We start from the raw sequence: 12,837 nt of genomic DNA, 5'->3' as shown, positions 1-12,837 counted from the left end.
TATCCTCTATCTTATTCGACAATAGTTACCTTCACTTGTTTGCGTCCGAATCTCTCAGCTTCTGCCTTAGTTGGGACATGAAGATCAATCTTGTTACCATTGATGGCTCCACCAGTATCTCCAGCAATGGCCGTACCATAGCCTTCTACATGCACTTTGGAACCAAGTGGAATAACACTCGGATCAACCGCAATAACTTTCATATTACGATTATTATTTAAATCAATTCCCGTTGCCGTTACACCGCTACACCCTGCACAATTTGCTGTATAGGCTGTGGCCGTCATCGTCACCGTTTTCTCCTCGGAAGTGGTTTCTTCCTGAGGTGCTTCAACCGTTTCACTAGCAATTTGGGTTTCTTGCTTCTCCTCACGCACTGGCTGTTCTTCAGATGCAGCAGCCACTGCTGGAGTCTCCTCACGTGAACCAACCGCAACAACACGATCTACACTATCTTTAACTGTTTCTGTTTTGACAAGCTCACGAGAAACTTCTTCCCCGTCTTCAAGAACGACTTCAAACGTATTCTTTAGAACACCTTCTTCGCCTTCCTCTTCCACTTGCTCTGTTCCTTTGTTAATCTTGTCATCATTTTTCGTAATCGTCTCATAAGAGATTGATTCTTCCACCACATCGGTGACTTTTTCAATGCGTGTAATTTGAACGTCAGTTGTTTTATCTAAATGGTCATCTAAAATTGGTTCGACTCGATCCAGATCTCCTAGTTCAATCTCTTCTCTATCCAAAAAGTCAGCGACAGTCGTCGAAGTTGTCCATATTTCCTGCTCTTCCCTATCGCTTAGTAACGTAACTAAAAAGGCGGGCTTATACTGAACATCCATATTATGTGTAATATTAGTATCTAATTCAGGCTCCAGTTCATCCTGACTTTTAAACTCAATGGCTAATTCATCGAGTAACCCACTGACATCGTCTGCTGTTGTCCAAACATCTTGTGTATCTCCGTCAATTGTCATGGCTACTTCTTTTGCTTGTTTCCACAGAACCTGTGTATCTTCGTCAATTGATGTATCCAATGACGGTTCTATTAAATCATGTTGATTTGTATCCCAATCCTCTTCGGCAAATAAATCTGCTATGGTTTCAGCATGGGTTGAAAGAACAACGTCTTCATTCCCGTCGATGCTTACTGTAACTGTATGTTTTGTCATGTCATATACGACATAAAAAATGGCAGCTAATGCAATGACAAAGCCAATGATCGAAATGAGGTACTTATGATTAGAAACATTATCCAAAAGAAGCCTATACGTCTTATTCGCTTCCATATGTAGACATTCCTCCTCTTAACGCTCTGAAGTATATCGATTGTCCCTCCTCTTGTCAACTAAACTTTAGAAAAAGTTCACTATTACATGCAAGAATGCCCTCATTATCTCTTGACTTTTGCAAATTGAAAAGAATTTTCTCTCGACACTTACTTCTATGTCCAAGGATATCCCTGTAGAACAAAAACGAATAAGACAAGGTTGTACTACAAGCTGTGAAATCCTGTCGAAATATTTATTCGAAAAGAAAGTTCTAAACGTTGTTTTGGAGATACATGCTTATCAAAAAAATGGATATGCTGCCATCCACATGGTTTGAGAATGACAGCATAGAAAAGCCCAGATTATGGGTGTGATATATGACATCTTACTTAGTTAGGATTTCCTCATGATGAAAATGACGTAGTTCTTAGTCAAGTTCTTTGCTTCTTCGTAATTCCAAATATCGCTTGGTTTTGTGCCCATTCATCTTAGTAATACCCTTCCACTCTTGGTAGATCCTGTTTCATCTTTGTATGATGTTCTACCCTCTTGGTAACGCCTGGCTCACCTTTCTACATACCAACTTTTCTTGATATTCCCTCACTTTATCTTAGTTGAACTATTACTCATTCGTAAGTCTAAACAACTCATTCGCGTTACGCGTTGTATGTTGAGCAAGCTCTTCATACGATATGCCTCGAAGATCCGCGATTTCTTCTGCAACAAGCTTCACATAGCCAGGCTCATTCCTCTTCCCTCTATTTGGATGAGGAGCAAGATATGGACAGTCCGTCTCGATCAAAAGCTTTTCTATCGGCACATGCTTAGCGACCTCTTTAGGACGTTTAGCATTTTTGAATGTGACGGGACCTCCCAAAGAGATATAAAAATTCATTGCAAGACATCGATCCGCAATTTCAACACTGCCTCCAAAACAATGCATGATGCCACCAACATCCTTGGCGCCCTCTGCCTCCAAAATATCAACAATATCTTGATCAGCTTCACGATTATGAATGATTATTGGAAGATTAACCTTCTTTGCTAAGTGTATTTGCTTAATAAATACTTCTTTTTGAATATCTTTTGGTGACTTGTCCCAATGGTAATCAAGACCCATTTCTCCCAGCGCAACGACTTTAGGGTGAGCAGATAATTCTTCAAGCCATTCCAAATGTTTATCAGTCATGTCAATAGCATCCACGGGGTGCCAACCAACCGCTGCATATAAAAACTCATACGCTTCCACTAATTCTAACGCTCGGTTGATGGTCTTCTCATCAAAGCCAACTACAACCATACGCTCTACGCCCGCATCTTTAGCACGTGCAATAACTTCTTCAACATCATCATTAAACTGTTCTGCATTTAAGTGAACATGTGTATCAAATAACATTCATAAACCTCCATAAAAAAACTCTTTGAAAAGAATCTTACCGCTTTTTTTGATATAGATGCAAGAACGGGGTCTGTGACAATCTTTTATCCATAAGCTTTTCATAAACTCTTATCTGTTAAGTGTGTTTTACTTGTCATATAATACTACTAAAAAGGGTAAACAATTGAATGTAGATTCATTGAGGAGATGAAAAATCGTGTCTAAAGCTTTATTTTCAACAACTTCATTTCAACAAGAATGGCTAACTAAATTGGAGCAGCTTCGCCAACAAATCGAACAACAGGCACAAACGAATGATGAGCAAGCGCGTTTTCCCAAACAAAGCATTCAATCATTAATTGATATGGGCTACACTTCATTAGCCTTACCAACATCGTATGAAGGCAGTAGCCTTTCTACAGCTGATTTAGTACTTTTCCAGGAAACCCTTGGAAGTATGGATGGCTCCACAGCCCTTTCGATCAGCTGGCATCAAGGGGTTGTTGGAGAAATTTACGAGAAGCGTGTATGGACAGAGGAACAGCTTTCTTTTTTTGCGAAAGAAATTAAAAAAGGGGCTTTAGTGAATCGAGCCGTTAGTGAAGCTCAGACCGGAAGTCCAACACGTGGTGGTCGTCCTGGCACACACGCTGTGCGAAGTGGTGACTCTTGGGTCATTAATGGAGAAAAGACGTTCACATCCATGTCCCCTTATCTTACCTACTATTTAGTAGGTGTTTGGATTGAAGAGAAACAGGCTGTTGGTTTCTTCCTCATCCATCGTGATACAGAAGGCATCTCCATCCGAGAGAACTGGGATATGGTAGGGATGCGGAGCACAGAGAGTCATGATCTCGTGTTAAAAAATGTGAAAGTAGAAGATTTCTATTTAGTAGAGGTTAACGACGGTTCACGCGGAAACCATGTGAATGCGTGGATGACTCATATTCCAGCGAACTACTTAGGCATTGCACAGGCTGCAAGAGATTATGCAGTCACTTATGCAACGGAACACTCTCCTAACAGTATATCTGGCACAATCAGTGAGCTTCCTAACGTGCAGACTGCTATTGGTGAAATGGAACTGCTTATGATGCAGTCTCGCCACCTCATATACTCTGTTACGCGAGCTTATGATGATGAGCATACTCGCCCTCATATTGATAATGAAATTGGGGTCGTGAAGCATACCGTCGTAAATAATAGTATTCATGTGGTTGATAAAGCAATGCGTATTGTTGGTGCTAAAAGCCTTGAGCTTTCATGCCCATTGCAGCGCTATTATCGTGATATCCGCGCAGGGCTTCATAACCCGCCAATGGATGACATGACGATTACAAAGCTTGCTAAGAAGGCTATAGATGAAGTAAACCATTCAAATGAGTAGCAAAACAAACCCCGACCATTCGTTTATCACGATTGATCGGGGTTTGTAGGTTATTTTACGACTATTTCGCTTACTTCTTCTAAGGACTTTTCGATAGCAAGTGAGGTGTAGACGAACCAAGGTTCTTCATTTACATAATAAACTTGATCATTTTTGACCGCATCTAAGTTCTGCCAAAGTGGACTCTGCTCAATTTGACTATACATGCCGCCTTCATCTCTAGCTTCTTGATCATATACAAGCATCACAATGTGATCACCTGCATATTCAGGTAACATCTCCATTGAAACGTCATCAAATACAAACTCCTGGAACTCAGGGTCCTCTTCAATCCGTTCCTGAATGTAAGGAGGTGGCGTTAGCTCGAGAGATCGATAGAAAATATGACCAATATTCCGACCTCCATATAATCTCAGATTATCATTTCCGGCAGCCATGAATATTGAAACGGTTTCATCCTCTCCAAATACGCCAGCTACTTCTTCTTTGACTTCAGATAGTTTATCCTCAAACTCTGCAGCCCATTTTTCTGCCTCTTTTTCTTTTCCTAGAATACTCGCGACTTCCTCTAATTGAGTGAAGAAATCTCCGTACATCCAAGGGACAACAACAGTTGGTGCAATCATACTTAATTGTTCAACTTCCTCAGGATCAGCTGTGATAATCAAATCTGGCGCCAGCTCAACCACTTTCTCTACACTAAATGGAAAGCCAAGATCCTCAACATCATCTGTTATACCAGAGAGATACTCACGATCTAATACATGGGACGGGGCTCCAATCGGTTCTACACCCAACGTAATCATGGCATCTACATACTGAGTAGTGACAACTCTCTCTGGATGAACAGGAATCTCAACTTCTCTCCCCGTAACATCCGTATACGTTCTCATTTCATTATCTTCTGCATTTGTTTCACTGCTCTCATCAACAACTGAGCTAGTTTGCTCACTTTCTGTATTTGCTTCGCTGCAGCCAACCAATAAAAACACCATTAAGATGAATAAATAAAGACTTTTTCTATGTTGAATGATGCTCTCCTCCTCATTAATTGAAAACGATTATCAATATCAATTAAATTATATGAAAGGTTATAAAACAAGTCAATCACTTCTATATTTTTACTTTATGAAGATTCTTGTACTAAACTAGCTTCTTTCAGGGTATAGAACTACAATTCAACTATTGAAAGGGGTCATACCATGTCAAACTCCATTCCTACTAGAACATTGAATGATGGTTTAACCATTCCCTCGATTGGATTTGGTACAGCAAATATTAAAGGAACAGCCGGTGTGAACACGATAGCTAGTGCCATTGATGTCGGGTACCGGTTAATTGATTCAGCGTTTAACTATGAAAATGAAGGCGCAGTTGGTGAAGCCATTAGACGAAGTGCTGTCCCACGTGAACAGCTTCGGATCACATCGAAGTTACCCGGTAGACATCATAGTTATCATAAAGCCGTCAAAACCATTCAGGAATCGCTGTTACGTGCTGGGTTAGATTATTATGATCTCTATTTAATTCATTGGCCGAACCCAAAACAGGAGCTCTTTGTTGAAGCGTGGCAGGCTTTAGTCGACGCGCAGAAATGGGGATTAATTCGTTCGATTGGTGTCTCGAATTTCTTGCCTGAGCATTTAGAACGCATCATTCAAGAAACAGGAGTGACACCAAGTATCAATCAAGTAGAGCTTCATCCTTATTTTTCTCAGGAAACACAACGATCCTTCGATCAGGAGCATGGCATCGTTACAGAGTCATGGAGTCCACTTGGTCGTGCAAGTCATGTGCTTGAAAACAAAGAAATTCAAACCATTGCACACTCACATCAAAAGTCGATACCACAAATTATCCTTCGTTGGCATATTCAGCTCGGTGCCTTGCCACTACCTAAGGCATCGACCGCGGATCGTCAGTTGGAAAATCTATCGGTTTTTGACTTTTCATTAACTAATGAAGAGATGCAGACAATCAGTCAACTAACTCGATCAGATGGTCGAATCCACGATCAAGATCCTGCTACATATGAAGAGTTTTAATCACGAAGCTTCGAGAACCTCTATGTGTAGGGGTTCTTTTTTAGTTCTGACTATTTTAAATAGGTATTGACTTTTTAATCCCTAGTAAATATATTAACATTATCGATATTAAACTGACTGACTTGTCAATCTACATAAAAGGGGTTTGAATATGTCGAATCGAATTGACCGAAAAAGAAAGCTATTAGATAGTGCTCAAACACTCATTGCTCGTGATGGCTACCACTCTACAAAAGTTTCTTCTATAGTAAAGCACGCTGAAGTGGCTCAAGGTACCTTCTATTGGCATTTTAAAAATAAATCGGCCATTATGCTTGAGATTTTAAATGAAGGCGAGCAAATGCTGATGGAGGTCATTAAGCAGGGTTATCGTAAAACCCCGGGTAGCATTGAAGACATGATTCTTTCTTCTGAAAAATTGATGACCGATATCTTCACATTCGTTAAAGAAAATTCAGAGTTTCTAAAGCTGCTCTTAGAAAGTGGAAGAGATGTTGATCGAGTGATTCAAGATCAGGTGAACAACATCCATTATCATATGGAAGATGCTTTTAAACAGAATATCCTTAGAGCTAAGGAGTTTGGTATGTTAAAGAATACTGGGTCTACGGATATGCAAGCGATTATGCTGACTAGCTTTGTTCGAGGCATCATGCACCGTTGGTTGTTTGATGATGAAGACCTAATGAATCTGAATCCACAGGAATTAGCTAAGGAAGTTGTACAATTTGAGTTCTTTGGCTTACATGGGGGAAGAATAGCAAGCAATTAGATTCATTGAATTTCATTTAAGTCGGGGTGGAGCCATGTCCTATATCAAACGATCATTATTACAAATCATTCCCAGTCTTATTATTTTAGCCTTTATTATTTTCGCCCTCGTTTATCTTGCAGGTGACCCAGTATCCTTGATGCTTCCGGAAAATGCCACAGCTGAGGATCGAGCGATTTTGGCTAAATCATTGGGATTAGATCAACCTTTTTATATTCAGTTTTTTGACTATATGAAGAACTTAATAACAGGAAACTTTGGAGAGTCCTATCTCTATAATGAGCCGGCCTTGGGTCTTGTGACGGAACGCCTAGGCGCGACACTCTGGCTGTCTGCCATGGCCATGTTCGTTGCGATTGGGATTTCGATTCCGCTTGGTATCATTGCTGCTTTAAAACGTAACACATTGATTGATTTTCTCGTGTCAGCCATTTCAATTGTTGGCAAGGCAATGCCTAACTTTTGGATTGGTATTATGCTTATTCTTTTCTTTGCTGTCACCTTTCAGATCTTTCCTGTATCTGGAGCTAGCTCTCCCATGCACTTTGTCTTGCCTTCTATTACGCTGGGTGTGGCTTTAGCTGCTGAGATGACCAGATTAATTCGAGCCAGTGTTCTTGAGATACTGGATCAAGAATTCGTGCAGACAGCTCGCAGCAAAGGTCAGCTGGAATGGATTGTCATAAGCAAACACGTGTTTTTGAATGCGTTAATTCCAGTTGTCACAATCATTGGCTTGCAATTTCCACAGCTCATTGGTGGAGCCATTGTAGTAGAAACGGTTTTCTCTTGGCCAGGAATCGGTAGATTACTACTTCGCGCCATGGAAGCGAAAGATATGGCCGTTGTTCAAGCGATCGTGTTTGTGATTGCTTTAATAACCATTGTCGTCAATATTTTGACTGATTTACTTTATCGGTTTCTCGATCCACGTATTAAATATGAGTAGTTTGATTAAATGGAGGACAGCTTGATGAAAAAGCTTACTAAACGAAAAAAAGCGAATACACTATTCTCTACTCGCTTTTTTCGAGTACCTTCTCCTCTTGGAATAAGTGGTTTGATTGTGTTTATTCTTATTGTCCTATTAGCTTTAGCAGCTCCTTGGATTGCACCACACAGTCCGTATGCCAGTGATGCCACTCAGCGCTTAATCCCCCCATTCTGGTTAGAAGGGGGGTCACTCGAGCATATCTTAGGCACGGATAATATTGGCCGAGATGTGTTGAGCCGGTTAGTGTATGGATCTAGAATCTCGCTTTTGGTTGGGTTTCTCTCCGTATTGATTGCCGGCTGTATCGGGCTTATTCTCGGCCTTGTTTCCGGGTATTTTGGTGGTAGTTGGTTTGACCAACTGACGATGCGTTTTGTTGATGCCATGCTCGCTATTCCAACATTATTGCTTGTATTGGTTGCAGTCATTGTACTTGAACCCAGTCTTTGGACACTCATTCTTGTCATCGGCCTAACGAGCTGGGTGCAATATACTCGATTAGTGCGCAGCGAGACATTAAGTCTAAAAGAACGTGAATTTATTCAGTCATCAAAAACCCAAGGTGCTAGTCATTTTCATATTATAAGAACGCATATTTTCCCTAACGTGTTGTCTTCATTTACAGTCGTAGCCACGATAGGCATTGCTTCAGCAATTATGACCGAGTCTTCCCTTAGTTTTCTGGGTCTTGGTGTTCAACCTCCTGATATTACGTGGGGAGGTATGCTAAATGACGGCCGAAACTACATCGCAACCAGCTGGTGGATTGCTACCTTTCCAGGGTTAGCCATTACCATTACGATTCTCGCCATTACATTTTTAGGAGATTGGCTACGAGACTTTCTTGATCCGAGACTTTATCAAGGAGACGATACAAAATGAACCAAACAAATGATTCAAATCAGGAGATGCTATTGTCTGTTAACGACTTAACGACAACCTTTTCAGCTGGAAAAGGACAAGTCGTGACGGTCGTGAACGACGTGTCCTTTCATGTGGCGCCCGGAGAAGTAGTAGCCATTGTCGGTGAATCTGGTTCAGGAAAAAGCATTACATCTTTATCCATTATGGGATTATTAAAGTCCGGTGGTGAGATATCAGATGGAACCATCTATTACAAGGGAGAAGATATCCTTCCACTCTCTAAAAAGAAACGCAGAAAGCTGAGAGGAAAAGAGATGGCGATGATTTTCCAGGAACCAATGTCGTCTCTCAATCCAATGCAAAGAGTAAGTAAACAGATAGAAGAATCCTTAGCGCTTAATACAGACCTTACCCGTAAGGAGCGTCAACTGCGTGCCATCAACTTATTACAGCAGGTCGATATACCCGATGCAGAGCAAGTCGCATCCAGATACCCTCACCAATTATCAGGTGGTATGCGACAGCGAGTGATGATTGCCATCGCTTTAGCTTCATCACCTAAGCTGTTAATTGCTGATGAGCCTACTACGGCTCTTGATGTAACGATTCAAGCACAAATTCTCGCGTTAATAAAGGAGTTAAATGAAGCACAGGAAACCGGTGTTTTATTTATCACACATGACCTGGGGGTTGTAGCCGATATTGCTGATCGAGTGCTGGTAATGTATGCGGGTAGAATTGTTGAGGAAGCAACAGTAACTGAGCTATTTGATCACCCTAAACACCCCTACACGCTCGGGTTGTTAAAAGCAGTGCCTAAGCTCGATGAACAGAAGGAGTGGCTCGATGTGATCTCAGGAAATGCACCTGATCTAGCGAGGCTTCCTGAAGGCTGTCCGTTTCATCCTAGATGTCCAAAAGCAACAGATGCCTGTTTGAAGCTCCCTGCATTAGAGGAGCAGCGGCCCAACCATTACGTCCGCTGCATCCATCCTATATCAGAGGAGGCGAATAACTTTGCTTAACTCAGATAAAACGGAACCTTTGCTAGTCGTTGAGCAGTTACAGAAGCATTTTCCTCTGAAGAAAAAATGGCGAGAGAAACACCCGCCTCTGCTAAAGGCAGTTGATGGTGTCAGCTTAACCATCTACCGCGGGGAAACACTTGGGATTGTTGGTGAATCTGGTTCAGGTAAGTCCACACTCGCCAAGCTTATTCTTCGATTATTGGAACCAACTGGGGGAAAGGTTTATTTTCAAGGGAAGAACCTACACACTCAAACTGCTAGTGAACAAAGACAATCCAGTAAACACCTACAGGCTGTTTTTCAAGATCCATATTCATCTTTGAATCCTCGGATGCGGGCAAAAGATCTCGTAACTGAACCATTATTGATTCATGAGAATCTGACCAATCAAGAACGAGCGGAACGCGCAGTTGAGTTATTAGAAGAAGTCGGACTGGGTACACACCATTTAAATCGCTATCCGCATCAATTTAGCGGCGGTCAACGTCAGCGTTTAAGTATTGCAAGAGCCTTAGCTTTAAAACCAGACCTGATCATCTGTGATGAACCGGTCTCTGCTCTTGATGTTTCTATTCAAGCTCAGATCTTAAATTTATTAAAAAAGCTACAGCAAGACTATGGCATGGCCTACTTATTTATTGCTCATGGGCTGCCAGCTGTTAAACATATCAGTGACCGCGTGGCGATTATGTATGCAGGTAGAATTGTTGAACTAGCCGACCAAGATACTCTATTCTCTAATCCAAAGCACCCTTATACTCAAGGGTTGCTGCAGGCGGTCCCACCCTCTCATCCTAGAGACCGAAAAAAACACGTTCTCGTTAAGGGAGAGCCTCCAAGCATGCTTCAACAAAAAGGTGGCTGTTCCTTCTACACTCGATGTCCATATGGACAACCCATGTGTTTAGAGAAGACGCCTGATCTTATAGAAGATGGAACACGACACTATCACGCTTGTTTTTACCCAAATGATTCAAACACACAATATGAGGAGGAAACATTATGAATTGGACTAAATTATCAGTCCCTGTATTATCTAGCTTACTTGTTCTAACTGCTTGCGGAGGAATAGAAGATCCTGATTCTCCCTCTACATCTAGTGATGATTCAGAAGAAAATAACGTATTAACGATCGCTAACCCTGCTGATATCACAACACTTGATCCACAAAACAACAGTGTCATCACAACATCTGCTGTACTTGTGAACATCTATAATAAACTGGTAAAGCGTGATGAATCAGGTGAAATCATTGCAGACCTTGCAACAGATTGGGAACCTATTGATGATCAGACCTGGGAATTTAACTTGCAGCCTGACGTTACATTCCAAAATGGAGATGCTTTTACAGCAGAAGACGTTAAGTTCTCCCTAGAGCGTGTTGCTAAGGATGATTCCTTGCAACAGTATTCTACCTTCAACATTATTGATTCTGTTGAAGTCATTGATGATTCGACTGTACGTATCCACACAAATGAGCCTGATCCACAACTGTTGAGTCGACTGGCGATTGCTGGCGCTAGCATTCTTCCAGCTGCCTACTTTGAAGAAGTCGGAAGTGATGAGTTTTTCCAAGATCCTGTAGGAACCGGTCCGTATGAATTAAACAATTGGAATCGGGACGAACAAGTAGAGCTTGTGAAATTTGAGGATTATTTTGAAGGCGAGCCCAATTGGGATACCGTTCATTTTAATGTCGTACCTGAGGATTCTACTCGAGTATCTGAACTCTTGACTGATGGAACCGATATCGCTTTTAATATTCCGACCGCAGACTTTGATCGTATCGATGATAATGATGGTACGCACGTGGCTGTTGAGCCTATTCAACGAGTAATTCAGTTATGGCTTTCCACAGAAGATGGAGCTGCCACTGCAGATCCTGCTGTACGTGAAGCGATCGACCTAGCCATTAACAATCAAGTCATCATTGATGAAATCCTAAATGGTGCTGGGACGGCGACTCGTACTCAGATTTCTCCCGGAAACTTTGGGGCTGACGAATCGCTTTACGATACATTCGAATATGATCAGGAGCGTGCCAGAGAGCTCTTAGCTGAAGCTGGCTATGAAGATGGAGTAACCGTTGAAATCTCCGTAAACAACTATTACACGGAAATGGCTCAAGTAATGGAAGGTATGCTTGCCGATGTAGGTATCACAGCAGATATTGAACTTGTTGAACAAAGCCAATTTGCTGAGAGACTATTTAATGAAGAATTACGTGAGGGTGTCTTTGTAGGTTGGGGTAATGATATGTTTGACGGAAGTACACTAGAGCTATTTAGAGAATCAAATGTGACGAGCTATGACAATCCTGAGGTTGATTCATTGCTTGATGCTGCAGCTACGAACATGAACGAAGAAGAACGTGCGGAGCAATTCAAAGAAATCCAACAAATTCTTGCCGAAGACCGCGGCGTTGTGTATTTATTCCAACTACAAGGAAGATATGGTGTGAGTGATCGTATTGACTACACACCACGACTGGATGAACTATACTACGTAGATGACATCACATTAAACTAACATTTGGAGGCAATCTCATCATGACAATCCCCCTATCACAATGGGAAGCATTTATGGTCGAAACCCTTAGACATAACGGGGTAAGTGGAGAAGATATCATCAAGGGTCTACAAGAGAATGATGTAACCCGGTTCCAAAGCTATGATACAACCTTTGATTACGAAGATCTTTATGTCTCATGGACAGATGACTCAGAACGGATTGAAAAAGCTATTACAGATGGCTATCAAGTAAAATTCCTGTCTGTGTATGGCATCAAACGATTGTTGAAGCTGATGTTTTCTTTAGAGGAGCCTGCTGATTACACATTAGAGGAACAGCAATTTGTTCAGGTTCCTTTAACGAATCAACAAGCAACCACCGTTCGCACATTGTTATCGCCTAATTGGTCGATAACAGATGTATCCGAAGTGGATGATAAACAAATGTTGACCATCACACACGCCACAGCCATAAAATCATAATCTAACGAACCACCCTGCCAAGCGATTTGAAGGCAGGGTGGTTTTTTACTGTTGCCCTACTTTCTTGACCTTACCATTCGTCAACTATATGATATGAGTAACTGT

At 41.5% G+C, this 12,837-nt stretch carries 12 protein-coding genes; 9 read left to right on the top strand and 3 right to left on the bottom strand.

Annotated features, from left to right (window positions below):
- Positions 1–11: 11 nt before the first annotated feature.
- Together J2S05_RS19560 and J2S05_RS19555 are read right to left on the bottom strand one after the other, a co-directional pair.
- Entirely contained in the window at positions 12–1,289 is a 1,278-nt protein-coding gene (locus tag J2S05_RS19560; protein ID WP_306985844.1) for a G5 and 3D domain-containing protein, read from the bottom strand.
- 604 nt (positions 1,290–1,893) lie between these two features.
- The gene (locus J2S05_RS19555; protein ID WP_306985843.1) at positions 1,894–2,667 is read right to left on the bottom strand and encodes a TatD family hydrolase; all 774 of its coding nucleotides are present in this window, start codon (positions 2,665–2,667) and stop codon (positions 1,894–1,896) included.
- Positions 2,668–2,866: 199 nt separating this feature from the next.
- Here J2S05_RS19555 and J2S05_RS19550 point away from each other — a divergent pair, with 199 nt between their 5' ends.
- Positions 2,867–4,036 carry an acyl-CoA dehydrogenase family protein gene (locus J2S05_RS19550; RefSeq protein ID WP_306985840.1) on the top strand — a complete coding sequence of 390 codons (1,170 nt, stop codon included), beginning with the start codon at positions 2,867–2,869 and terminating at the stop codon, positions 4,034–4,036.
- 50 nt (positions 4,037–4,086) lie between these two features.
- On the opposite strand, the gene J2S05_RS19545 is transcribed toward J2S05_RS19550, so the two are convergent.
- The gene (locus J2S05_RS19545) at positions 4,087–5,028 is read right to left on the bottom strand and encodes an ABC transporter substrate-binding protein (RefSeq protein WP_306985952.1); all 942 of its coding nucleotides are present in this window, start codon (positions 5,026–5,028) and stop codon (positions 4,087–4,089) included.
- Between the two features lie 210 nt (positions 5,029–5,238).
- Between J2S05_RS19545 and J2S05_RS19540 the strand changes: the two genes are divergently transcribed.
- From J2S05_RS19540 to J2S05_RS19505, 8 genes are all read left to right on the top strand, one after another.
- On the top strand, positions 5,239–6,081 hold the full coding sequence (locus tag J2S05_RS19540; RefSeq protein WP_306985838.1) for an aldo/keto reductase: 843 nt from the start codon (positions 5,239–5,241) through the stop codon (positions 6,079–6,081).
- A 151-nt stretch (positions 6,082–6,232) separates the two neighbouring features.
- Positions 6,233–6,853: a TetR/AcrR family transcriptional regulator gene (locus tag J2S05_RS19535; protein ID WP_306985835.1), complete on the top strand. Its 621-nt coding sequence runs from the start codon at positions 6,233–6,235 to the stop codon at positions 6,851–6,853.
- 34 nt (positions 6,854–6,887) lie between these two features.
- Positions 6,888–7,802, top strand: coding sequence for an ABC transporter permease (locus J2S05_RS19530; protein WP_306985833.1), 915 nt, complete (start codon positions 6,888–6,890; stop codon positions 7,800–7,802).
- Positions 7,803–7,826: 24 nt separating this feature from the next.
- On the top strand, positions 7,827–8,729 hold the full coding sequence (locus J2S05_RS19525; protein WP_306985831.1) for an ABC transporter permease: 903 nt from the start codon (positions 7,827–7,829) through the stop codon (positions 8,727–8,729).
- A complete protein-coding gene (locus tag J2S05_RS19520; RefSeq protein ID WP_306985829.1) occupies positions 8,726–9,736 on the top strand; it encodes an ABC transporter ATP-binding protein in 1,011 nt (336 codons plus the stop codon). The genes J2S05_RS19525 and J2S05_RS19520 overlap by 4 nt, the downstream gene beginning before the upstream one ends.
- A complete protein-coding gene (locus J2S05_RS19515) occupies positions 9,729–10,745 on the top strand; it encodes an ABC transporter ATP-binding protein (protein WP_306985827.1) in 1,017 nt (338 codons plus the stop codon). Before J2S05_RS19520 ends, J2S05_RS19515 begins: the two co-directional genes overlap by 8 nt.
- The gene (locus tag J2S05_RS19510) at positions 10,742–12,268 is read left to right on the top strand and encodes an ABC transporter substrate-binding protein (protein ID WP_306985826.1); all 1,527 of its coding nucleotides are present in this window, start codon (positions 10,742–10,744) and stop codon (positions 12,266–12,268) included. The genes J2S05_RS19515 and J2S05_RS19510 overlap by 4 nt, the downstream gene beginning before the upstream one ends.
- 20 nt (positions 12,269–12,288) lie before the next feature.
- Positions 12,289–12,732, top strand: coding sequence for a hypothetical protein (locus J2S05_RS19505; RefSeq protein WP_306985824.1), 444 nt, complete (start codon positions 12,289–12,291; stop codon positions 12,730–12,732).
- Positions 12,733–12,837: the final 105 nt, after the last annotated feature.

Origin of the sequence: Alkalicoccobacillus murimartini, assembly GCF_030813245.1 — a bacterium.
GTDB lineage: Bacteria > Bacillota > Bacilli > Bacillales > Bacillaceae_D > Alkalicoccobacillus > Alkalicoccobacillus murimartini.
The sequence above is the reverse complement of the archived record's forward strand: the minus strand, read 5'-3'. Positions and strand labels throughout refer to the sequence as shown.